The organism is Streptomyces sp. NPDC006925 (genome assembly GCF_042869575.1).
Classification (GTDB): Bacteria; Actinomycetota; Actinomycetes; order Streptomycetales; family Streptomycetaceae; genus Streptomyces.
Map to the genome: position 1 here is coordinate 123,526 of NZ_JBIAGB010000006.1, position 22,141 is coordinate 145,666.

22 protein-coding genes are annotated in these 22,141 nt (G+C 74.6%); 7 read left to right on the plus strand and 15 right to left on the minus strand.

Annotated elements, in window-relative coordinates:
* Window positions 1-39 precede the first annotated feature (39 nt).
* On the minus strand, window positions 40-207 hold the full coding sequence (locus tag ACFYNS_RS11270) for a DUF3117 domain-containing protein (RefSeq protein ID WP_016469583.1): 168 nt from the start codon (window positions 205-207) through the stop codon (window positions 40-42).
* Window positions 208-517: 310 nt separating this feature from the next.
* Between ACFYNS_RS11270 and ACFYNS_RS11275 the strand changes: the two genes are divergently transcribed.
* A complete protein-coding gene (locus ACFYNS_RS11275) occupies window positions 518-1,306 on the plus strand; it encodes an enoyl-CoA hydratase-related protein (protein ID WP_360296608.1) in 789 nt (262 codons plus the stop codon).
* A gap of 58 nt (window positions 1,307-1,364) precedes the next feature.
* Here ACFYNS_RS11275 and ACFYNS_RS11280 read toward each other — a convergent pair whose 3' ends face one another.
* Both ACFYNS_RS11280 and ACFYNS_RS11285 read right to left on the minus strand, forming a co-directional pair.
* Window positions 1,365-1,988: a DNA-3-methyladenine glycosylase I gene (locus tag ACFYNS_RS11280; RefSeq protein ID WP_388602212.1), complete on the minus strand. Its 624-nt coding sequence runs from the start codon at window positions 1,986-1,988 to the stop codon at window positions 1,365-1,367.
* Window positions 1,985-2,452 (minus strand): DivIVA domain-containing protein, encoded by a 468-nt coding sequence (locus tag ACFYNS_RS11285; protein WP_388602214.1) that lies wholly within the window; start codon window positions 2,450-2,452, stop codon window positions 1,985-1,987. The genes ACFYNS_RS11280 and ACFYNS_RS11285 overlap by 4 nt, the downstream gene beginning before the upstream one ends.
* Before the next feature lie 148 nt (window positions 2,453-2,600).
* On the opposite strand from ACFYNS_RS11285, the gene folP reads away from it, so the two are divergent.
* Complete coding sequence (folP, locus tag ACFYNS_RS11290) at window positions 2,601-3,491, plus strand: dihydropteroate synthase (RefSeq protein ID WP_360296615.1); 891 nt, start codon at window positions 2,601-2,603, stop codon at window positions 3,489-3,491.
* Between the two features lie 59 nt (window positions 3,492-3,550).
* On the opposite strand, the gene ACFYNS_RS11295 is transcribed toward folP, so the two are convergent.
* Both ACFYNS_RS11295 and dapE read right to left on the minus strand, forming a co-directional pair.
* The gene (locus tag ACFYNS_RS11295; protein ID WP_360296618.1) at window positions 3,551-4,339 is read right to left on the minus strand and encodes a TIGR00730 family Rossman fold protein; all 789 of its coding nucleotides are present in this window, start codon (window positions 4,337-4,339) and stop codon (window positions 3,551-3,553) included.
* Between the two features lie 136 nt (window positions 4,340-4,475).
* The gene (gene dapE / locus ACFYNS_RS11300) at window positions 4,476-5,555 is read right to left on the minus strand and encodes a succinyl-diaminopimelate desuccinylase (protein WP_360296620.1); all 1,080 of its coding nucleotides are present in this window, start codon (window positions 5,553-5,555) and stop codon (window positions 4,476-4,478) included.
* 173 nt (window positions 5,556-5,728) lie between these two features.
* On the opposite strand from dapE, the gene ACFYNS_RS11305 reads away from it, so the two are divergent.
* Together ACFYNS_RS11305 and ACFYNS_RS11310 are read left to right on the plus strand one after the other, a co-directional pair.
* Window positions 5,729-6,793 carry a heavy metal transporter gene (locus ACFYNS_RS11305; protein WP_388602378.1) on the plus strand — a complete coding sequence of 355 codons (1,065 nt, stop codon included), beginning with the start codon at window positions 5,729-5,731 and terminating at the stop codon, window positions 6,791-6,793.
* Window positions 6,794-7,102: 309 nt separating this feature from the next.
* Window positions 7,103-7,510, plus strand: a complete 408-nt coding sequence (locus ACFYNS_RS11310; RefSeq protein ID WP_075001706.1) for an ATP-binding protein — start codon at window positions 7,103-7,105, stop codon at window positions 7,508-7,510.
* A gap of 300 nt (window positions 7,511-7,810) precedes the next feature.
* On the opposite strand, the gene dapC is transcribed toward ACFYNS_RS11310, so the two are convergent.
* Both dapC and fdxA read right to left on the minus strand, forming a co-directional pair.
* Window positions 7,811-8,908 carry a succinyldiaminopimelate transaminase gene (dapC, locus tag ACFYNS_RS11315; protein ID WP_388602218.1) on the minus strand — a complete coding sequence of 366 codons (1,098 nt, stop codon included), beginning with the start codon at window positions 8,906-8,908 and terminating at the stop codon, window positions 7,811-7,813.
* A gap of 225 nt (window positions 8,909-9,133) precedes the next feature.
* Complete coding sequence (gene fdxA / locus ACFYNS_RS11320) at window positions 9,134-9,460, minus strand: ferredoxin (RefSeq protein ID WP_019354435.1); 327 nt, start codon at window positions 9,458-9,460, stop codon at window positions 9,134-9,136.
* Between the two features lie 150 nt (window positions 9,461-9,610).
* Here fdxA and ACFYNS_RS11325 point away from each other — a divergent pair, with 150 nt between their 5' ends.
* Together ACFYNS_RS11325 and ACFYNS_RS11330 are read left to right on the plus strand one after the other, a co-directional pair.
* Complete coding sequence (locus ACFYNS_RS11325; protein ID WP_388602220.1) at window positions 9,611-10,609, plus strand: GNAT family N-acetyltransferase; 999 nt, start codon at window positions 9,611-9,613, stop codon at window positions 10,607-10,609.
* Between the two features lies 1 nt (window position 10,610).
* A complete protein-coding gene (locus tag ACFYNS_RS11330; RefSeq protein WP_360303162.1) occupies window positions 10,611-11,573 on the plus strand; it encodes a transglutaminase-like domain-containing protein in 963 nt (320 codons plus the stop codon).
* A 164-nt stretch (window positions 11,574-11,737) separates the two neighbouring features.
* Here the strand turns inward: ACFYNS_RS11330 and ACFYNS_RS11335 are convergent, their stop codons facing one another.
* From ACFYNS_RS11335 to ACFYNS_RS11370, 8 genes are all read right to left on the minus strand, one after another.
* Window positions 11,738-12,310 carry a response regulator transcription factor gene (locus tag ACFYNS_RS11335; protein WP_366773950.1) on the minus strand — a complete coding sequence of 191 codons (573 nt, stop codon included), beginning with the start codon at window positions 12,308-12,310 and terminating at the stop codon, window positions 11,738-11,740.
* Between the two features lie 37 nt (window positions 12,311-12,347).
* Window positions 12,348-13,499, minus strand: a complete 1,152-nt coding sequence (locus ACFYNS_RS11340) for a sensor histidine kinase (RefSeq protein WP_360303170.1) — start codon at window positions 13,497-13,499, stop codon at window positions 12,348-12,350.
* 16 nt (window positions 13,500-13,515) lie between these two features.
* On the minus strand, window positions 13,516-14,253 hold the full coding sequence (locus ACFYNS_RS11345) for an ABC transporter permease (protein ID WP_360303164.1): 738 nt from the start codon (window positions 14,251-14,253) through the stop codon (window positions 13,516-13,518).
* Entirely contained in the window at window positions 14,250-15,221 is a 972-nt protein-coding gene (locus ACFYNS_RS11350; RefSeq protein ID WP_360303166.1) for an ABC transporter ATP-binding protein, read from the minus strand. The genes ACFYNS_RS11345 and ACFYNS_RS11350 overlap by 4 nt, the downstream gene beginning before the upstream one ends.
* Window positions 15,222-15,449: 228 nt before the next feature.
* Complete coding sequence (locus ACFYNS_RS11355; protein ID WP_388602224.1) at window positions 15,450-17,762, minus strand: hypothetical protein; 2,313 nt, start codon at window positions 17,760-17,762, stop codon at window positions 15,450-15,452.
* 128 nt (window positions 17,763-17,890) lie between these two features.
* A complete protein-coding gene (locus ACFYNS_RS11360; RefSeq protein ID WP_388602226.1) occupies window positions 17,891-18,295 on the minus strand; it encodes a DUF6113 family protein in 405 nt (134 codons plus the stop codon).
* Window positions 18,292-19,254 (minus strand): N-acetyl-1-D-myo-inositol-2-amino-2-deoxy-alpha-D-glucopyranoside deacetylase, encoded by a 963-nt coding sequence (mshB, locus tag ACFYNS_RS11365; RefSeq protein WP_388602228.1) that lies wholly within the window; start codon window positions 19,252-19,254, stop codon window positions 18,292-18,294. The genes ACFYNS_RS11360 and mshB overlap by 4 nt, the downstream gene beginning before the upstream one ends.
* 158 nt (window positions 19,255-19,412) lie before the next feature.
* The gene (locus tag ACFYNS_RS11370; RefSeq protein ID WP_019354445.1) at window positions 19,413-19,607 is read right to left on the minus strand and encodes a hypothetical protein; all 195 of its coding nucleotides are present in this window, start codon (window positions 19,605-19,607) and stop codon (window positions 19,413-19,415) included.
* A gap of 281 nt (window positions 19,608-19,888) precedes the next feature.
* On the opposite strand from ACFYNS_RS11370, the gene ACFYNS_RS11375 reads away from it, so the two are divergent.
* Window positions 19,889-22,072, plus strand: coding sequence for a prolyl oligopeptidase family serine peptidase (locus ACFYNS_RS11375; RefSeq protein WP_388602231.1), 2,184 nt, complete (start codon window positions 19,889-19,891; stop codon window positions 22,070-22,072).
* Window positions 22,073-22,141 lie beyond the last annotated feature (69 nt).

A 22,141-nucleotide genomic window follows, 5' to 3' on the forward strand; every position in this document is an offset into this window, starting at 1 on the left:
GCGTGGCGTGCCTGACCGGGGCGGCGATCCGCGGAGCGCTCAGCCGCAGACCTTCTTCAGCTCCTCGCCGAGCGCTGTCGCCTCATCCGGTGTCAGCTCGACGACGAGTCGCCCACCGCCTTCGAGCGGAACGCGCATGACGATGCCCCGCCCCTCTTTGGTCACCTCGAGCGGGCCGTCACCCGTCCGCGGCTTCATGGCCGCCATGCTCGTTCCCCTTCCTGAAACCAGCCGATCGCGCCGGGGGTCCCGTAAGCGGGCACAGTTTCACCGGCATCGAACACATTGCTTCTTCGCCATTATCCCGCATGGCAGGACCCGATGACCAACATCGGTCGACATCTCTTCTTCCTCGACCACACACAAACCCACCCAATGCGGCGGCCGCCCCGCGGTACTGCCCGGAATTCCCCTCCGTCACCGGCGTCCCTCGGTTTGACGCAGGTCACATCCGCCGGGGCGGCGGAGCATGCGCGGTGCCCTGTCAGCGCCCGATGATCCGGGTCATGCTGAGTGCATGTCCGACACCGTGCGCTACGAAGTGAACGAGGGGCTCGCGAAGGTCGTGCTCGACCGCCCCGACGCGATGAACGCCCTCGACAACGAGACCAAGGTCGCCCTGCGCGACACCCTGCAGCGGGCCGCCGCCGACGACGGGGTACGCGCGGTGCTGCTCACCGGCAGCGGCCGCGCCTTCTGCGTGGGCCAGGACCTCAAGGAGCACACCGGCTCCCTCGAACAGAGCGGTGGAAACGCCCTGAACACCGTCGAGGAGCACTACAATCCGATCACCCTGGCCCTCGCCGGGATGCCGAAGCCGGTGGTGGCGGGCGTCAACGGGGTGGCCGCAGGGGCCGGCGCGGGCTTCGCCCTCGCCTGCGACTACCGGATCCTGGCGGACACCGCGGCGTTCAACACCTCCTTCGCGGGAGTGGCACTGACCGCGGACTCCGGTGTCTCCTGGACGCTGCCGCGCCTGGTGGGCCCGGGCCGGGCCGCCGACCTGCTGCTCTTCCCGCGCAGCGTCAAGGCCGACGAGGCGTTGGAGCTGGGACTGGCCAACCGGGTGGTGCCCGCCGCCGAGCTCGCCGCGGAGGCCGAGGCCGTCGCCCGGCAGCTCGCCCAGGGGCCGACCGCCGCCTACGCCGCGCTCAAAGAGTCCCTGGCCTACGGCGCCTCCCACTCGCTGGCCGAGACGCTCGGCAAGGAGTCCGAACTCCAGCTGCGGCTGGGCGGCTCCGCCGACCACCGGATCGCCGTGGAGGCGTTCGTGCACAAGCAGCAGCCCCGCTTCACCGGGCGCTGACCCCGGCCCCGTGCCGTCCGCCCGCCGGCTGCCGCACCGGCTGCGCCCCGCGCAGGCGTCAGCCGGCGGCGGAGCCGCGGCACCAGCAGTCCGCCAGGTGGTCGTCGACCAGCCCGCACGCCTGCATCAGCGCGTAGACGGTGGTGGGGCCCACGAAGCGGAAGCCACGCCGCTTGAGCTCCTTGGCCAGGGCCGCGGACTCGGGAGTGCTGCCGGGCACCTCCGCCGTGGTGCGGGGCGCGGGCCGGGCGGCCGGATCGGGGGCGTAGGACCACACCAGCCGGTCCAGCTCGCCCGGCTCCCAGGCGGCCGCGACCCGCGCGTTGCCGAGGGCCGCGCCGATCTTGGCCCGGTTGCGCACGATGCCGCTGTCGGCCAGCAGTCGCCGCTCGTCGTCCTCGGTGAACCGCGCGACGGCGGCGATGCGGAAGTCCGCGAACGCGGCGCGGAACGCCTCGCGCTTGCGCAGGATCGTCAGCCACGAGAGGCCGGACTGGAAGCCCTCCAGGCACAACCGCTCGTAGAGCGCGTCGTCGCCGTGCACCGGGCGGCCCCACTCGGTGTCGTGGTAGGCCGCGTAGTCCTCCGCGGTCGTGCCCCAGGGGCAGCGGGCGCGGCCGTCGGGGCCGGGCACCGCGGCGCCGGCGGAGGGCTCGGGGGCGGCTCCGGGTCCGGTGGTCATCGCCCCTCCTCCTCCGGACGCGTCCGGGACCCGCTCCGCGGGCCGTCCTCTTCCTCCCGCGCCTCCGGGCCCGCCTCCTGCGCCGCGTCCGGAGCCCGGCCCGGCTCCGGACGCCCCTCCTCGGCCCGGCCCATCGCGACGGCCTGGGCGCCGGCCAGCGCGGACTCCAGCTCGGCGATCCGCGCATCGCGTTCCGCGAGCTCGGCCCCCAGCCGGTCGAGGACGTCGTCGACCTGCTCCATCCGGTATCCGCGCACCCCGACGGCCAGCCGCAGCCCCGCCACGTCCCCATGGGTGACGGAACGCTCCGGTGGCAGCGGCTCGTCCAGCAGGTCGGGCGGTGCTTCGGCGAGCCCGCCCACCGCGCCGCGGGCCTCCTCCCCGGGCCGGGCGCCGCTGCCGACAACGGCGAGCGTCACCGCGGCGACGACCACGACCAGCGAGAGCAGCAGGAACACGAACACGGATGGACTCCCCGAGTGGTTGCCGGTTGCGGGCAGACCCTGATCGTGCCATGGCCCGGTGACAGCTATGGTCGGCGGCGGAGACCGGTGCACGGGCCACGCGGGTGCGGGCAGCAGGCGGGCACCGTCGAGAGGAAGAGGATGGCTGATGCTGCGCCTGGGCACGCGCGAGTTCGGTGAGCACGAGCCGGTGATCATGGCGATCGTGAACCGGACGCCGGATTCCTTCTACGACCGCGGCGCCACCTTCCGGGACGAGCCCGCGCTCGACCGGGTCGAGCAGGCGGTCGCCGAGGGCGCCGCCGTCATCGACATAGGAGGGGTGAAGGCGGGGCCCGGCGACGAGGTCACGGCCGAGGAGGAGGCCCGGCGCACGGTGGGCTTCGTCGCCGAGGTGCGGCGGCGCTGGCCGGAGGTGGTGATCAGCGTCGACACCTGGCGGCACGAGGTGGGCGAGGCCGTGTGCGAGGCCGGGGCCGATCTGCTCAACGACGCCTGGGGCGGGGTCGACCCCCGGCTGGCCGAGGTCGCGGCGCGGTACGGCGCGGGCCTGGTGTGCACCCACGCCGGCGGTGCCCGCCCGCGGACCCGCCCGCACCGGGTCGCCTACGAGCCGGACCCGCAGGGCGCCGGCAGCGGCAGCGGGGTCGTCGACGACATCCTGCGGGTGACGCTCGGGCTGGCCGAGCGCGCCGCGGAGCTCGGGGTGCGCCGGGACGGGATCCTCATCGACCCCGGGCACGACTTCGGCAAGTCCACCCGGCACTCGCTGGAGGCGACCCGGGAGCTGGGCCGGATGACCGGGACGGGCTGGCCGGTGCTGGTCTCGCTGTCCAACAAGGACTTCGTGGGCGAGACCCTGGACCGCCCCGTCAAGGAGCGGCTGACCGGCACCCTGGCCACCACCGCCGTCTCCGCCTGGCTGGGCGCCCGGGTCTACCGGGTGCACGAGGTGGCCGAGACCAAGCAGGTCCTCGACATGGTGTCCGCGATCGCGGGCCACCGGCCGCCCGCGGTGGCCCGCCGGGGGCTGGCCTAGGGGTGTCCTCACGGGAGCGTCGTCCGCCCGACGGGCAGACGGGTCGTCGAGGAGGCGGCCTAACGGCGGCCGGGCGGTCCGGGGCGCTCGGCGGCCGCGAGCTGGCCGCCGACCTCCTTGGTGACCAGCGCGACCGCCTCGTCGATGTCGTCGGTGACGTGGAAGAGCTCCAGGTCCCGCTCGGACGCCTTGCCGCCGCCGACGACGGAGTGGCGCAGCCAGTCGGCGAGCCCCTGCCAGTAGTCCGTGCCGAAGAGCACGATCGGGAAGCGGGTGACCTTCCCGGTCTGCACCAGGGTCAGCGCCTCGAAGAGTTCGTCCAGCGTGCCGAGCCCCCCGGGCAGCACCACGAACCCGCTCGCGTACTTCACGAACATCGTCTTGCGGACGAAGAAGTAGCGGAAGTTCACGCCGATGTCGACGTACTTGTTCATGCCCTGCTCGAAGGGCAGCTCGATACCGAGCCCGACCGAGGTGCCGTCCGCCTCCAGCGCACCCTTGTTGGCCGCCTCCATCGCCCCGGGGCCGCCGCCGGTGATGACGGCGAACCCGGCCTCGGCCAGCGCCCGGCCGATCCGCACGCCCTGGTCGTACTCGGGTGCCTCCGCGGGGGTGCGCGCCGAGCCGAAGACGCTGATGGCGGGGCCCAGTTCGGCCAGGGCTCCGAAGCCCTCGACGAACTCGGACTGGATGCGCATCACCCGCCAGGGGTCCTGGTGGATGAAGTCGGAGGGGCCCGCGGTGTCCAGCAGGCGCTGGTCGGTGGTCCCCGACTGCACCTGGTCGCGGCGGCGCACGACAGGCCCCAGTCGCTGCTCCTTGGGCCCTCCGCCGGTCTCGTCGGTCATCTACGGCACTCCTTCCGCCTGCGATCTTTCCGCTTCAGGGTATGCGGACGCCGGCGGGTGCCGTCGGGAATCCGGGCGGCCGGCAGCCGTCGATCGGCTTACCGGCAGGTGGCCCGGCCACGCCGGCGGACCCGGCTCAGGCCGCCAGCCAGCGCCGCAACCGCTCCTCGCACCGGGTGATGAGCGCGGTCTCGACCCGCTCGTCCCGCTTGTGGGCGAGGTTGGGATCCCCGGGACCGTAGTTGACGGCGGGCACCCCCAGCGCGCTGAACCGGGAGACGTCCGTCCAGCCGTACTTGGGCCGCGGCTCGCCGCCCACCGCGGCGAGGAAGGCGCGGGCCGCCGGGTGCGAGAGGCCGGGCAGCGCGCCGGGGGAGCTGTCGTCCACCTCGAACTCCTCGACCCCGCATCCGGCGAAGACCTCGCGCACGTGGTCCAGCGCGTCCTGTTCGCCGCGGTCGGGCGCGTAGCGGAAGTTGACCGTGACGGTGCACAGGTCCGGGATGACGTTGCCGGCGACGCCGCCCTCCACGCCGACGGCGTTCAGACCCTCCCGGTACTCCAGCCCGTCGATCACCGGCCACCGCGGCCGGTAGCCGGCCAGCCGCTCCAGCACCGGCCCGGCCGCGTGGATCGCGTTGGCGCCCATCCAGCCGCGCGCCGAGTGCGCCCGTGTGCCGCGCAGGTGCAGCCGCACCCGCAGGGTGCCCTGGCAACCGCCCTCGACCTGGCCCTCGGAGGGTTCGAGCAGCACGGCGAAGTCGCCGGCCAGCCACTCGGGACGGGCCTCGGCGACCTTGCCGAGGCCGTTGAGGTGGGCGGCGACCTCCTCGTTGTCGTAGAAGACGAACGTCAGGTCGCGGTTGGGCTCGGGGACCGTGGCGGCGATCCGCAGCTGCACGGCGACCCCCGCCTTCATGTCGCTGGTGCCGCAGCCCCACAGCAGCCCGTCCTCGTCGAGCCGGGAGGGCAGGTTCCCGGCGATCGGCACGGTGTCGAGATGCCCCGCGAGGACGATCCGCTCGGCCCGGCCCAGGCGGGTGCGGGCCACCACGTTGTTGCCGTACCGGTCGACGGCCAGGTGGGGCAGCGCGCGCAGCGCCGACTCGACGGCGTCGGCGAGCGCCGCCTCGTTCCCGCTCTCGGAGGGGAGGTCCACCAGTTGCGCGGTGAGCCGGGCGGCGTCCTGCTGCAGGTCGAGTGCGCTGTGAGGCATGGCCACAGCCTACGGCGGGCGCCCCGCGCGGCCCGGCGCGCCCCGGGGCTCGGGCGCTGTCGCACCCAGCGGCTACCTTGGTGCGCGTGCGCCTCTCACGACCGGCCCGCTCGCCCCACGGGTCCGAGCGTCCGTCCCGGACCGAGGGCCGCGGCAGACCCTTCAGGATCGCCGTGGCCTGCGCCGTGCTGCTCGCCGTCGCCGCGTATGTCGCGGTGCGCGGGCTCTCGGGCCAGGACGGCGCGATGTGCACCGTCCGGGCCGCGGACGGCGCGGACGGCAAGAACGCGTCCGCGGCCGCGGACGGCTCCGGCACTCCGCACGACTACGAACTCACCCCCGTGCAGGCCCAGAACGCGGCGACCATCGCCGCGGTCGCCGCACGCCGCGGACTGCCCGAGCGGGCGGTGACGATAGCCCTGGCCACCGCCATGCAGGAGTCCCAGCTGCGCAACATCGGGCACGGGGACCGGGATTCGGTCGGCCTCTTCCAGCAGCGCCCCTCGCAGGGCTGGGGGACGTTCGAGCAGATCAAGGACCCGGTCTACTCGGCGGGCCGGTTCTACGACCATCTCGCCGAGGTGCCGGGCTACTCCCGGCTGCCGCTGACCGTGGCCGCCCAGCGCGTGCAGCGCAGTGGCTATCCGCAGGCGTACGCCAAACACGAGACCGACGCGACGCTGCTGACCGGCGCGCTCACCGGCCGCCGACCCGCCACGCTGAGCTGCACGACAGGCGGCCGGGTCCCCGGCGGGCCGGGTGATCCCGCACAGGTGCGCAAGCGCCTGGTGCGGGAGTTCGGCCGGGATGTGCTGGCCGACGGCACCGGCACCCTCGCGGCCCCGGCACCGCGGACGGCCGGGTATCCGAAGGCGCGCTCGGCGGCGCGGCCCGAGGCCGCGCCCGTGGTCCCGGTCCCCGCGCGCGGCCGCCGCCAGGGCTGGGAGCTGGCCCACTGGGCGGTCGCGAACGCGGAGCGGCTGCGCATCGAGCGGATCTCCTACGGCGGCTTCGAGTGGTCGGCGGAGCGCTCCGCGGACGGCTGGCGCAGGACGGACGGCGGCGCGGCGGAGGACGGCGACGGGCCCGGGGACGGCGACGGGCCCGGGGACGGCGACGGGCCCGGGGACGGCGATGCTGCCGAGGGCGGCGGCGCTGCGACGGACGGCGGCGCGAAGGACCGCGCTGGGGGCGCGGCGGACGGCACGGTGGAGCTCCGGCTGGCCACCGGTCACTAGTCCGCCCACTCACCCGGTGGAGCGAACCCGGTCCACCGGGGTGGACGTTTCTTCCCTCGCTCGACGGTCGCCGCCAGGAGTGAACCCGCTCGGCCGGTCGTGCCTGGCCGCAGCCGGTTCGGCTCCTCGGGTACAGGTCAATCGGCTGCGAGGAATGCCCAGTTTGAGGGCTCACGCGGCAAACCTGGATTGCCAATCCTTTACCCGGCTTCCCCGCAACCTCCATGCCGTTCGGGGCGATAGGCACTGCGTCCGACCGGGGGATCCCGGCTGACAGACCAAGAACCCCTTCTCCGTCAAAGGAGCACCATGTCCAACCCCCTCACGCGCCGGATCGCCCGCACCGCGCTGCTGACGGCGGCCGGCGCCGCCACCGTCGTCGGCGCCGCCGGAGCCGCGAGCGCCGTGGAACTGCCCGCGAGCCCGGTGGGCGGGGTCAGCAACCTGGACGGCGAGGGCCTCGGCAACACGCTGGACAGGACCGCCCAGGACACCACCGCCGTCGCCGGGGAGACCGGCGGCAGCGCCGTCAAGAAGGCCGTGCCGACCGCCGGCAAGGCCGTGGGCAAGGCCGGCCGGACCGCGGCGCCCGCCGCGCAGAACCTCGCCGGGAACGCGGCGGGCGAGGCCGGCGGCCTGCTGGGCGACACCGCCTCCTCCGCGGCGGACACCGGCCTTCCGTCCGTCGGCAACCTCGGTGGCCTGCCCCTCGGTTGAGGGCTCCCCGGTCACCGCTGCGGGGCGCCCCCACTGTCCGGCCCCGCCTCCCGGAGGCACGCTCCCCGGCCGGACAGCGCTCGGGTACTCCGTCCCTGAGCGCCCGCAGCCGGTGACCCGATCGGGCCGCCCGGACCGCACGGTCCGGGCGGCCCTTCGCCGTGTGTGCGTGCTCAGAGGTCGGCCACGCCCGTGGCCCGGGCCCGTCGACCACCCCGGCCCGCCCCGGCGCCCGTCCGCTGTCCGGCAGCGGCCCGCACGAGCGGCCCGGCCCCGGTGAGGCCCGGGCCCTGTGAGCCCCTACGCGGACAGCCTGCGCACCGCGGCGGCGATCCGCTCGTCCGTGGCCGTGAGCGCGACGCGGACGTACCGCTCCCCCGCGGGTCCGTAGAACTCGCCGGGCGCCACCAGGACGCCCCGCGCGGCCAGGTCGGCGACGGTGTCCCAGCAGGACTCGTCCCGGGTCGCCCACAGGTACAGCGACGCCTCGCTGTGCTCGATCCGGAAGCCGGCGGCCTCCAGCGCGCCCCGCAGCGCGGTGCGCCGCGCCCGGTACCGCTCCCGCTGCTCGGCCACGTGGGTGTCGTCGGCGAGCGCCGCGACCGTCGCCGCCTGCACCGGCGCGGGCGTCATCATCCCGCCGTGCTTGCGGATCTGCAGCAGCTCGCCCAGCACCTCGCTGTCCCCCGCAAGGAATGCCGCCCGGTATCCGGCGAGATTGGAGCGCTTGGAGAGCGAGTGGACGGCCACCAGGCCCGCGGTGGAGCCGCCGCACACGTCCGGGTGCAGCACGGAGACCGGGTCGGCCTCCCAGCCGAGCTCCAGGTAGCACTCGTCACTGAGGACGAGCACGCCGTGCCGGCGCGCCCAGTCGACGACGGCGCGGAGCCGCTCGGCGGGCAGCACCTGACCGGTGGGGTTGGAGGGCGAGTTGAGCCACAGCAGCTTGAGCCCGGCCGGGTCCAGCTCCAGCGGGTCGTCGTAGGCGACGAGGTCGGCACCGGCGAGCCGGGCGCCGACCTCGTAGGTGGGGTAGGCGAGCCGGGGGAAGGCCACCCGGTCGCCCGGGCCGAGGCCGAGCTGGGTCGGCAGCCAGGCCACCAACTCCTTGGAGCCGACGACGGGCAGCACGTGGTGCTCCGTGATGCCGCGCGCGCCCAGTCGGCGCTCGCACCATCCGGTGAGCGCGTCGCGCAGCTCCCGGGTCCCCCACACCGTGGGGTAGCCGGGGCTGTCGGCCGCCTCGGCGAGCGCCTGCCGCACCTGCGCGGGGACCGGGTCGACGGGGGTGCCGACCGACAGGTCGACGAGGCCGTCGGGGTGCCCGGCGGCGGTGGTCTTGTACGGCTCGAGCCGGTCCCAGGGGAAGGTGGGGAGGCGGTCGGAGACGGAGGGCATGGTGCTCACTTTCTTCGGCTGTCCCGGCGGCCGGCACGGGCCGGCCGCGCGGTCCGCCGCGCGCCGGACGGGCGGTCGGGCGGTCGGGGAGGGGCGCGCCGCGGGAGGGGCAGGCGGCACGGCGCGGAAACACCGCAGTCCCGTACGGCAGGACGCTGGGACCGCCGTACGGGACTGTTGCGCGAGCCGCCCGGGGCGGCTCACTGCTCGGGTGTCACCCGTGGGTCACTCGTCGTGCTCCTGCGGCGGGAGCGCGGAGATCAGCGGGTGGTCCTTCTCGATCAGACCGAGCTTGCTGGCGCCGCCGGGCGAGCCGAGGTCGTCGAAGAACTCGACATTGGCCTTGTAGTAGTCCTTCCACTCCTCGGGAGTGTCATCCTCGTAGAAGATGGCCTCGACCGGGCAGACGGGCTCGCAGGCACCGCAGTCGACGCACTCGTCCGGGTGGATGTACAAGGACCGCTGGCCCTCGTAGATGCAGTCGACCGGGCACTCCTCGATGCAAGCCTTGTCCTTCAGGTCGACACAAGGCTCCGCGATGACGTAAGTCACGCTGTCGTTCCTCCTCGTTAGGGCTGGCGGGCCGGTGTCCGGCTCCGCCGCGGGCGCGCGGGAGCGCTCTTTCGCTTCGGACGGCGGCGATGCCCACACCTAGTATCTCCGTTCCCGGACACAACACGAACAGGAGGGGCGGTTAGGACTGTGGAATTCACCACGGGCGGACGCTTGGAGGTCCGCATCACCCCTTCCGACGTGGGCAGACGCGTCTCGGTGCGGTCGCTGACGACCGCCGGGGAGCGGCATGGGCGGTTCACGGACACGCTCGGCATTCTCACATCGTGGACCAGGGGCGTGCTCACAGTCACCCGACGCGATGGTGAGCAGGTCGAGATCGAGGAGACGTCGATGGTGGCTGGAAAGACCGTGCCGGCCACGCCCGCGCGCCGCCGGGGCCTGCCGTCCGCCGACGCGCCCGAACTCGTCGCGGTGGCCGCCAGGGGCTGGCCGCCGGCCGAGTCGCAGGCGCTCGGCGGCTGGACCCTGCGGGCTGCCGACGGGTTCACCGCCCGCGCGAACTCCGTACTCCCGCAGGGCGACCCCGGGTTGCCGCTGCCCGAGGCGCTGGCCCGGGTCTCCGACTGGTACGCCGAGCGGGACCTGCCCGCGCGGATGCAGATCTGCGTGGCGGAGGACGCCATGCTCGACGCGCGGCTGCGGGAGCGCGGCTGGACGCCCGAGCGGCACGGGCTGATACAGGTGGGCGCGCTCGCCCCGCTGGCCGACCGGGAGCCCGATGCGCGGGTGCTGCTGCACCGGGCACCGGACGACCGGTGGGCCTCGCTCTACAACAGGGCGGGCGGCGCGGGACTGTCGGACGCGGCGCGGCAGGTGCTGGCGGGCGGGCCTTCGGTGTGGTTCGCGACGGTGGCGGATCCGAACGGCGACGCCGTGGCGATCGGACGGTGTGCGGTGGACGGCCGGTGGGCCGGGTTCGCCGCCATAGAGGTCGCCCCGGAGTGGCGCCGGCAGGGGCTGGCGCGGGCGGTCACGGGCGAACTGGCCAGAACAGCGCTGGCCGAGGGCGCCTCGGCCGCCTATCTCCAGGTCGAGCGGGACAACACGGCGGCCCGCACGCTCTACGAGCGGCTCGGCTTCGCCGATCACCATGCGTACCACTACCTGCGCGCCCCGCAGGACTGACATGGGCGGCGGAGATGGTACGGGCGAGGAGGGCACCGGCGCGGCGCGGCGGCGGTTCGCCGAGGCGGCCCGCGAGGACCGGCCCGATCTGGCACTGCTGTGCCTGCTGATCGGCGCCGAGGCGGCGACCCGCGGCAGCCTGCGGGGCGGGCGGGACGCCGGGGACGCCGGGGACAGCAGTGAGGTGAGGGGCGTGGCCCGCAGCGCGGTGCCGGACCCGGTGGACGAGGAGGCCGCCGTGGACCGGCTGGTGGACGAGGGCCAGGCGGAACTCGACCGGCTGGCGGGGCTGTTGCCGTTCGGGCGCGGAGGTGCGCCCGCGGAGTGGGCGGCGGCACTGGAGCGGACACTGGGCCGGGAGCTGGGGTTCGGCGGCTCGGCGCCGGACTACCGGAGGCTGGAGTCCTCGCTGCTGCCCGAGGTGCTGCGCCGACGGCGGGGACTGCCCATCCTGCTGTCGGTGGTCTGGACGGAGGTGGCCCGGCGTGCGGGCGCCCCGGTCTACGGGGTGGCGCTGCCGGGGCACTTCGTCGTCGGCTTCGGCGACCCGGCGGGCGCGCATGTGCTGGCCGATCCGTTCGGCGGCGGCACCCAGCTGGGCGAGGACGAGCTGGCCGTCATGGTGGCCGGTGCCACCGGGGGCTCGCCGCTGTCGGCCGCGTCGCTGCGGCCCGCCGGTCCGTTGGAGACGGTGCTGCGAATCCTCAACAACATCCGGGCCTGGGCCGCACCCCGGCCCGAGCGGTCCGGGGTGCGGCTGTGGGCGGTCGAGCTGTCGCTGCTCCTGCCGCACCATCCGGGCAGGCTCCGGTTCGAGCGGGCGCAACTGCTGGTGGAGCGGGGCCATTTCCTGCGGGGCGCACGGGAGATGGAGGAGTACGCGGATGTCGTCGGGGCGATGGAGCCGAACGCCGCGGAGACCGTGCGCAGAGCCGCCAGGGCCGCCCGGGCCCGGCTGAACTGAGCCGCCCCGCGACCGGCTCCCGTGCGGTGCCGGGCCGGAGCCGGGGCCGGTGGGGCCTCGCCGGTCCGGCACCGCTCCGGCCTGGTGCCGGTCGGGCCGGTGCGTGCCGGTCCGGCCGGTGCCGATGCCGGCGCCGTGCCGGACCGGCCGGGGAGCCGCGGGCCCTACAGCCAGCCCTTGTCCCGGGCGATCCGGACGGCCTCGGCGCGGTTGCGGGCGCCGGTCTTCTGGATGGCGGTCGACAGGTAGTTGCGGACCGTGCCGTGCGACAGGTGCAGCGCCCCGGCGATCTCGGCGTTGCCCGCACCCTCGCGGGCCGCGGCGAGCACATCGCGCTCCCGGTCGGTGAGCGGACTGGCGCCCTCGGCGAGCGCGGCGGCGGCCAGCCCCGGGTCGATGACCCGCTCGCCGGCCCGCACCCGGCGTACCGCGTCCGCGAGCTGGGCCGCCGGTGCATCCTTGACCAGGAAGGCGTCGGCACCCGACTCCATGGCCCGGCGCAGATAGCCGGGGCGGCCGAAGGTGGTGAGGATGACGACCTTCAGCGCCGGATGCCGGGCGCGCAGCCCCTCCAGGGCGTCGAGTCCGGTCAGCCCGGGCATCTCGATGTCCAGCAGTGCCACGTCCGGCTGGTGCGCGGCGACCGCGTCCAGTACCTCGTCGCCTCTGCCGACCTGGACGGCGATCTCGATGTCCGGTTCCAGCCCCAGCAGCGCGGCGAGCGCCTCGCGGACCATCGCCTGGTCCTCGGCGAGCAGCAGTCTGATCACCGCCTCAGGGTACTGACGGCACCGCGGCGCACAGCGTGAAGCCCCCGCTCAGGCCCGCCGAGGTGGACAGCGAGCCGTCGGCAAGGGCCAGCCGCTCCCGCAGTCCGCTCAGCCCGTTGCCCTCGGCCGCGCCGGAGGGGCCCTTGCCGTCGTCGGCGACGGTGAGCCGCAGCAGCTCGCCGCCCGCGTCCGGCACCTGGAAGCTCACCGTGCAGCGGGCTGCGCCGCTGTGCCGTACGACGTTGGTGACCGCTTCCCGCAGTGCCCACGCCAGGGCGCCCTCCTGCTCGGGCGCCAGCTGCACGGACGGCGGCCGGGGCGGCAGCTCGGCCTCGATACCGGCGGTGTCCAGCGCGGTCCGGGCACCGGCCAGCTCGACGGCCAGGGTGGGGCGGCGGTATCCGCCGATCGCCTCGCGGACGTCGACCAGGGCCTGCCTGCTGACTTGTTCGATGTCGGCGACCTGCGCGGCCGCCTCCTCCGGTCGCGCGGGCAGCATCCGTCCGGCCAGCTCGCTCTTGAGAGTGATGAGGGAGAGCGAGTGCCCCAGCAGGTCGTGCAGATCGCGGGCGAGCCGCAACCGCTCCTCGTTGGCGGCCAGCTCCGCCACCGCCGCGCGGGCCTCCCGCAGCTCCCGCAGCGTGAGAACGGTCTTCCGCGCCGACATCAGCGCCAGCCCGGCCAGCACACAGGGGATGACGAACGAGGTCCAGCCGCCCCACAGCGGCCGCGCCCCGAAGTCGGTGCCGACCAGCGCCAGCGCCGCCACGCACGCCGCCACCGTCGGCACCGCCCGCCGCCAGGGCAGCGCGGCCCCGGCCGCCACGGCGACGTAGACGAACAGCACCAGCCAGGGCTCGCCCGCTGCGAGCGCGAGCACCAGCGCCAGGACGAACAGGGCGGCGAGGAGCACGTGGACGGTCCGCGGCGGGAACGGCGTCCTGGTGTGCCGGTAGACGAGCGTGACGTAGACAGCGAGGAAGGCGGCCAGCCCGGCGGCCGCTCCGGCGACGGCGGGGCCGCTGTGCCCGCCCGCCCACAGGTCGCGTACCGCTCCGCTGAGGAACACCAGCCAGACGGCGACCATCAGCGCCCGGTTCCGCTGCTGCCGCCGGGTCTCGGTTCCGCCCGTCCCGGCGCGGGTGCGGCTTGTCATCTCGTGCACCGGAGCATCATGCCGTGCGGGTGTCCTTGCGGTAGAGCCAGGCGGCCGCTCCGGAGAAGAGGAGGAGGTAGCACAGCAGCAGCGCCGCGTCGCCCGGGTGCGGGGCCTCGCCGACCTCCACCGCCCGTCCCAGCCCGGTGTAGGCGTAGGTGGGCAGCCACTCCCCGATGTCCTGGACCCATCCCGGGAGGGTCGACATGGGCAGCCACAGCCCGCCCATGAAGGCCAGCCCGAAGTAGCACAGCATGGTGATCGGCCGCACCGCGTCCCCCGTCGCCAGGTAGCCGATGGCCACGCCGAGCGCCGCGAAGACGAAGCTGCCCGCCCACGAGCACACCGCGACAGCGGCCCACTGCCACGCCTGCAGCCGGACGCCCATGGCGAGGGCGCCGGTGAGCAGGACCAGCAGGATGGACGGCAGGCTGACGGTGGCGGCCGAGGCGATCTTGGCGGTGACGTAGCCGCGGCCCGGCAGGGCCGTCAGCCGCAGTTGCCGCACCCAGCCGGCCTCGCGTTCCTTGGCGATGCGTTCGCTGTTGCCCATCAGCACGGCCGTCATGGCGCCGAACGCGGCCATCGCGACCATGTAGTAGAGCTTCATGTCGACGCGGAGGCCCGGCATGTTCCCCGGGACGTCCCGGCCCGCGATGATCACGTAGAGCACCGGTGGGTAGATCACCGAGAAGAACATGAACTTCTTGTTGCGCAGTGAGCGGGTGATCTCCAGCTTGACGAGGGTCTTCACCGTACTGCCGCCTTCGAGTCGCGGTTCTGGGAGGTGGAGGCGCGGGCCTGTTCCGCGCGGGAGGTGAGGGTGACGAACGCCTCCTCCAGTCCGAGGCCGGTGACCTCCAGGCCGTGCGGATAGATCCCCAGCGCGTAGAGCGCGTGCACGGTGGCGTCCGCGTCCGTCGAGCGCAGCCGGACGGCGGCCCCGGCCAGCTGCAGTTCAGCCACCCCCGGGAGGGCGCGCAACTGCGCCTCCAGCACCCCGTCGGGCACCATCTCCAGCGTGAAGCCGACCCGGCGCACGCCCGCCATCGCCTTGATCTCGGCCGCGCTGCCGTCGGCGAGCAGCCGTCCCCCGTGCAGCACCAGCACCCGGTCGGCCACCTCGTCGGCCTCCTCCAGGTAGTGCGTGGCGAACAGCACCGTGCGGCCCCCGGCGGCCTGGGCCCGCATGGCGGACCAGAAGGAGCGGCGCGCGGTGACGTCCATGCCCGTGGTGGGCTCGTCCAGCACGATCAGATCGCTGTCCCCGGCGATCGCCAGGGCGAACCGCACGCGCTGCTCCTGGCCGCCGGAGAGCTTGCCCACCATCCGGTCGGCCAGCTCGGTGATGCCGGCGTCCAGCAGCACCCGCTCGACCGGGTGACCGCGCGGGTGCAGGTCGCAGGCGAGTGCCACGAGTTCCCCGACCCGTACGCCGTCCATCAGACCGCCGGACTGGAGCATGGCGCCCACCCGGCCGTCGGTGACCGCCTGCCGGGGTGTCTTCCCGAACAGCCGCACCAGGCCGCCCGGGTCCGGGGTGCGCAGCCCCAGGAGCAGGTCGAGGGTGGTGGACTTGCCCGCTCCGTTGGGGCCGAGGAGGGCGACGGTCTCGCCGGGGTGCAGGGCCACCTCCAGTCCGTCCAGGGCGCGGACCGAACCGTAGGTCTTGCCTGCGGAGAGGAACTCCACGGCCGGTGCCGTGGCGTGCGTCGATGTCATGCCCTCAGGTTCGCCCGGCGCGGGGTACCGGCGGCAGTGCCGACGGTCGTGACCTGCGGCTGACAGATGTCATGCCCGCGGGGTGACCCCGGTGCACGGAAGCGGCACCGGCCCCGGGCGGCCGGATACGGCACGAGGGGTGCCCCGCAGCGGCGGGGCACCCCTCGTGAACGTCCGCGGGCCGCCCGGGCGCTGCCGCGCGGAACGGGCCGACCGGCCGGACGCGGCTCAGCGGGAGCGGGATCCGGGGACCGTGGCGTAGCGCCGTCCCGGCTCCGGCGGAGCCTTCTTGCGCAGGGCCTCCACCATGGCGACAGCCGCGTGCTTGGGGGTCATCCGCACCGTTCCGGCCCCGCCGTCGATCACGACGTCGTCGAACGCCGACCCGTAGGTCTTCTTGAGCTTCGCCGGGTCGATGGTCGGCTGGAGCCTGCCGCTGCCGCCCGCCCGCATCGTGAGGAACTTGCCCATGGTCTCCTGGCTGAACGGCACCTCGACGTCGCCCGCCCTGAGCCACACCCAGCCGGACATCGCGGTGCGGCCGAAGCCCTTGACCGCCTTGTTCAGCTCGGCCTCGGTCACCTTGGGCTTGCGCACCGTGCCGGGGAGCGCCACCGGCTCGTTCTTGCCGGAGACGGCCCGCTTCCGGAACGCCTTCTCCAGCGCGGCCGGGGCCTTGTCGACGTCGATGACCTTGTGCGGACTGCCCTCGACGGCCACCGCCTTGCCGCCGGTGAACTTGACCATGCCCTCGGACGGGGACTTCGCCTCCGCCTCGGCCACGACGGGCTTGAGCGCGGCCCGCACCTTGGCCTCGTCCACCGTGATGGCCGGGTCCGCCTGGCGGGTACCGCCCATGAGGGAGCCGATGACGGAGACCGGGTTGTAGTCGCGTCCGGCCGCGGCGCGCACGGTGGCCTCGGTGTCCAGGGTGACCCCGGCGACGCCGGGCTTCAGCTCGGTCCGGCCGCCGCTCGTCTCGATCTTGAACGGTTCCTTCGTCCGGTCGCCCAGTTCGGCGTCCAGCTTGTTGACCGCCTCGTGCTTGCTCAGGCCGCCGATCTCCACGCCGAGCACGGTGGTGCCCTTGGGTACGTCCGCGTGGTCGAGCAGCAGTCCCGTGCCGTAGGCGACCCCGACGACGCCGACGACGGCCGCGCCGGCCAGCACCAGCTTGGATCGGCCGCGCTTCTTGGCCGGTCCGCGGCTTGCCCCACTGCTCTGCGCCCGCGGTGGGGCGGGCGCGTCATCCGGCCCGGGGAAGCCGGCGCCGGGCGCCGGGCCCACGCCGTCGGGCTCACCGCCGGCTGCCTGCGGTGGGCCGCTGACCATGGTGTCGCTCGACAGCCGCGCGTCGCCGCCGCGCGCCCCGGGAGCCGCCGCGCCCGGACCCGCACCCGGCGCACCGGCGCGGTCCGCCTCGGCACCGCCGGGGAACCGGGGGGTGCCCGCGGGGGGTGTGCCCCCGGGACCGTCGGCGAGGCCCGCGGGGCCGCGGCCGAACGCGTCCGGTCCGGTGCCGTCCTGCCCGGGGCCACCGGGCACGCCGGGGGCCGCGGGCCGGCCAGCGCCGAGGCCGGGCCCGGCCTCGGCGCCCTGTCCCGCACCCGGAGCGGCCAACGGGCCGGGGCCCGGGCCGGGAACGCTGCGGGCGGGCGGCACGGGCATGTCACCGCTGGCGGGCCCGGTGGTGGGCCCGGCGGGTCCGCCCAGGGGGTCCGTGCCGAGGTGCGGCACGCCGTCGGGTGGCGTGTCCGCCGGACCGGCCCCGCCGGGGAACGACGGTCCCGCACCGGGCGTTCCGGGAATCCCGTGCGAACCGGTCGGCTCCGGAATCCCGTGCGAACCCGTCGACTCGGGAATTCCATGTGAACCGGTCGGCTCCGGAATCCCGTACGAACCCGTCGACTCGGGGTCCGGACCGCTGGCGGGGTAGGGCGACTCGCCCCGGTCCGGGCCGCCGGCACCGCCGCGCGCCCCGGCGCCCGGCCCGCCGCCTGCCGCCGGGGCGGACGGTGCGGCGGGGTTCCTGGGCGACTTGCGGGGCGCGAACCAGTCGCTGGTCTCCTGGGTGAACTGCTCCTCGGCGCCGGGCGCGGCCTCGGCACGGCTCCCGGGGCCGCCGGGAGTGCCGGAGTTGCCGGGCGGCGACGCCTCCGGCGCGGGCGGGGGAACAGCCGCTCCGGAGCCACCGCCAGTGGCGCGCTGGCCCGCCCCGAGGTCCGGGGCGCCCTTGGCGTCCCGGCCGCCGACGGCGGGGTCCGCTCTCCCGGACGTGTCGTCCGCGTTCTCGTCCGTCACGGGGGTCCGCATCACCACGGGCGGAATGGGCCGCGAACCGGGGATGTTGATGCGGATGCGGGTGGTGAGCGTCGTCTCGGTCCGGGGCTCGTCCGGCTTGGACCCGGCCGAAGGTTCGGCACCCCGGTCGTCCCGGTCCGCGCCGGAGTCCGAGGTGCCGTACGGCTCGGTCCCCGAGGGGTACGACGAACCGCCGCGCCCCTTGGGCCCGGAGGACGAACTGTCAGTTTCACGAGTCAAAGCAGGTACTCCCGGATGGATTCGCCGTCTTCCTGTCGGCCTGAAGGCGGCTCGCCGGCGCGCACCACTGTACTTGGGGCACGGGGCACCGACCCCGCGACCACCTGATCGCCCCGATGACGGCCCTCTCAGCGGTTCTTGTCGAGCGATACCGGTGGCGCGGGCAGCGCGATGGTGGTACACATCACAGCCACCAGCATGCCGCCGAACAGATAGACATAACTGCCGATTCCGGCGGCGTACAGGAAATCACCCTCCGCCCGGGAGGATGTCGTCAGGAGCACCGCGAGCAGCCACCCGGCCGCCGGAGCCGCGGCTCCGACCTTCGTGCGGCAGAGCGTGGCGCCGCCCCAGAAGAGCCCGGCCGCCGCGGCGAGCGCGAGCAGCAGTCCCAGCGGGAACCAGCCGCCCTGGACGAGGGTGCCGGCCACTCCGGTCAGCAGGCCGAGGAGCACCAGTGCCGCATAGACCGCGATCCGGGCTCCGTATCCGCACGGGTACGCGCTCCGCTCGCCGGGCACGCGCGCGCTCACGCCCGCACCTCGGCGAACAGGTCGTCCGCGCCGGCCGGGGCCGCGTCGCCGCGGTGGGCGCGCTGGAAGAACTCCGTGCCGGTCAGCGGCTGGGCCAGTCCGTTGGAGAGGGCGAAGAAGGTCCCGCGGAAGGTACGGCGGACCGACACCTGTGTCTCGTGTGCCGCCATCGCCGCCGCCTTCGCCTCCGTGTACGCTCCGGCGTCCACGGTGACATCCACCTCGGCCGCGCTCTCCACCACCCCCGGCACGTCGTCCGGCTGTGCGAAGCCCGTTCTGCCCTGGAAGCCGGGGAAGGGGAAGACCTCACCGTCGGCGTCGGCCGCGTGCAGCAGCGCGAAGCCCTCCTCCAGGACCGGCCGGGGCACCACGTTCCAGTAGACGCGCTGCACCTGGTGCGGTTCGCCGCCCGCGCGCCCGGCCTCCCGCGCCGCGAGTTCGACCGCGCGCATGGCGACGCGGTGGGCCTTGATGTGGTCCGGGTGGCCGTAGCCGCCGTCGGGCCCGTAGGTGACGAGCACCTGGGGGCGCATCTCGCGCAGCACGGCCGCGAGCAGCCGCGCGGCCTCGTCCAGGTCGGCCTGCCAGAAGCAGCCGGGGCGGTCGTTGGTGGCCGCTCCCATCATCCCGGAGTCCCGGTAGCGCCCGGGCCCGCCGAGGAAGCGGTGGTCGGTGACGCCCAACGCACGCATGGCGGCGCCGAGTTCCCCGATGCGGTGCGGGCCGAGGGTGTCGTCCTGGTCCGGCGCCAGGTGGGCCAGCCCGTCCGGGACGACCTCGCCCTCCTCGCCCAGGGTGCAGGTGACGAGGGTGACGTGGGCGCCCTCCGCCGCGTATTTGGCCATGGTGGCGCCCGTGGTGATCGACTCGTCGTCGGGGTGCGCGTGCACCAGCAGCAGCCGGCGCTCGGAGGCGGCCGGAGAGCCGGGGGCCGCCCCCGGGGGAAACGCAGCGGTCATGCCCCGAGCCTACGACGGGCACCGCGCCCGGAGCGGGTGCGGGCACCGTCCCGGCCCGGCGCCGTCACAGCACCGGCACCGGCACGGGAGCCGTCCGGGGCGTCACGGCCCGGGGTGCTCCCGCGGCGCGTGCGACGGGGGTGCCAAGGGGGGTCCGGTCAGAATTTCAGCTCCCCGATCATGCCGGCGACGTTGGAGGTCAGATCGTTGATGGTGGGCGCCATCGAGGAACTTGCCAGATAGAAGCCCAACAGCACGCAGATCACCGCGTGTCCGGCTTTGAGCCCGGATTTCCTGACGAGCAGGATGACGATGATCGCCAGCAGCACCACCGCCGAAATCGAGAGTGCCACGGCGGTTCACCTCCAAGTCGCACGGTCGGTTCGGGGGATCTCGGTACGGGTCGCACGGACACGGCAGCACGCCTCCGGCATGGAGGAGCCACCGGCTTCATACCCAGCCCTCACCATGCGCAACGGATCATAATTATCCGGGTGACCGCACGGCTCGGTGCACAGGTGCAGACGAGGGGCGCATATTCAGTTCCAGCCAACTGCACACCACCGGACGATCGTTCCGGCCCACACCTCCGGAGCGGACCGCGGCTCGGCGCGTGCGCAGTACGGTCGGCCGCATGGCTACGACTTTCCCGCGGCAGCACGCCCGTACCCACAGATTCACACTCGGGGCTCCGAGGTCTTTCACTGTCGCCCCAGACGGCTCACGAGTTGTCTTCCTTCGCTCCCGTAGCGGCTCCGACCTGGCTCACCTGCTCTGGGTGCGGGAGGTGGCGTGCGGCGCCGAGCGGATCGCGGCCGACCCCGAAGCGCTGCTCGGCGGCGCCGCCGAAGAGCTGTCGGCGGAGGAGCGGGCCCGGCGCGAGCGGAGCCGCGAGGGCACCGCGGGTGTCGTGGGATATGCCACCGACACGTCCGTGAGCAGCGCCGCTTTCGCTCTTTCGGGTCGGCTCTTCACCGTCGATCTGCTCTCCGGGCAGGCGCGGGAGCTTCCGGTACCGACGCCGGTGGTCGACCCGCGCCCCTCCCCCGACGGCCGGCATGTGGCCTATGCAACCGGCGGGGCGCTGCGGGTGGTGACGGCGGCGGGCGCGGACGACCGCGCGCTGGCCGAGCCCGAGGCCGAGACCGTCACCTGGGGCCTGGCCGAATTCGTCGCCGCCGAGGAGATGTCGAGGACACGCGGCCACTGGTGGTCGCCGGACTCGGACCGGCTGCTGGTCGCACGGGTCGACGACGCGCCCGTGCGCCGCTGGACCATCGCCGACCCCGCGCACCCGCACGAGGAGCCGGCGCGGATCGCCTACCCGGCGGCCGGGACCGAGAACGCCGAGGTCACGCTGTATCTGCTCGATCTCGACGGGGCCCGGTGCGAGGTGGTCTGGGACCGCGAGCGCTACCCCTACCTGGCCCGTGTGCACTGGTCGTCCGGCGGGCCGCCGCTGCTGCTCGTACAGAGCAGGGACCAGCGCGAGGCGGCGTATCTGAGCGTGGACACCGCGACGGGTGCGACGTCCGTCACTCTCACCGAGGATGATCCAATCTGGCTGGAACTCTTCGGCGGGGTCCCGGCCTGGGCGCCGGACGGCAGCCTGGTCCGGATCACCGACGACACCGGTCAGCCGGACGGGGCGGCCGGCACCCCGGGCGCACGGGTGCTCATGGCGGGCGCACGGCGGCTGACCCCTGCCACCCTGCATGTCCGGGCCGTACTCGACATCGGCGACGAGGACGTCCTCTTCTCCGCCTCCGAGGGCGACGGCGCGCCCCGGTCCCGCCCCGGCGACATCGGGGTCTACCGGGTACCGCTGACCGGGGGCGAGCCGGTGCGGATCACCGACGGGGACGAGCCCCACGTGGCGTCCGCTGTGCGCGGCGGCGGGACGCTGGTGCTCTCGACCGCGACCCTGTCCCGGCCGGGCTCCCGAGCCGTCCTGCTGCGCGAGGACGGCACTCCGCCCGAGGGCCGCGAGTCCGCCGCCATCGCGTCGTTCGCCGAGGAGCCGGTGCTCGGCACCGCGCCTCGCCTGGTGCACGCCGGGCAGCGGCGCATCCCGGCCGCCGTCGTCCTGCCCACCGGATACCGGGAGGGGGACGGACCGCTGCCGGTGCTGATGGACCCCTACGGCGGGCCGCACGGGCAGCGGGTGGTGGCCGCGCACAACGCGCATCTGACGGCCCAGTGGTTCGCCGACCAGGGCTTCGCCGTGGTCACAGCGGACGGCCGCGGCACCCCCGGGCACAGCCCCGGCTGGGAGAAGGCCGTCTCGCGCCGGCTGGCCCCCGTCACGCTGGACGACCAGGTGGCGGCGCTGCAGTCACTGGCCGAGGAGTATCCGCTGGACACCTCCCGGGTCGGCATCCGCGGCTGGTCCTACGGCGGATATCTCGCGGCGCTCGCGGTGCTGCGGCGGCCCGACGTGTTCCACGCCGCGGTCGCCGGTGCCCCGGTGACCGACTGGCGGCTGTACGACACCCACTACACCGAGAGGTACTGCGGCACCCCGCAGGACGACCCCGAGGTCTACGCCGAGTCGTCGCTGATCACCGACGCGGGACTGGCCGGGGTGGACGGGGACGCTCCGCACCGGCCGATGATGATCATCCACGGGCTGGCCGACGACAACGTCGTGGTCGCGCACGCGCTGCGGCTCTCCTCCGCCCTGCTGGCCGCCGGGCGTGCGCACGAGGTGCTGCCGCTGTCGGGCGTCACGCACATGGCCGGCGGCGCCGAGGTGGCGGAGAACCTGCTGCTGCTCCAGGTGGACTTCCTGAAGCGGTCGCTGGGGACGGGCGGCTGACACCCGACGCCGCCCGGGCTGCGGCGGTCGGCCGGGCCGACCGCTGCGGCCCGGGCGGGAGAGCCCGGC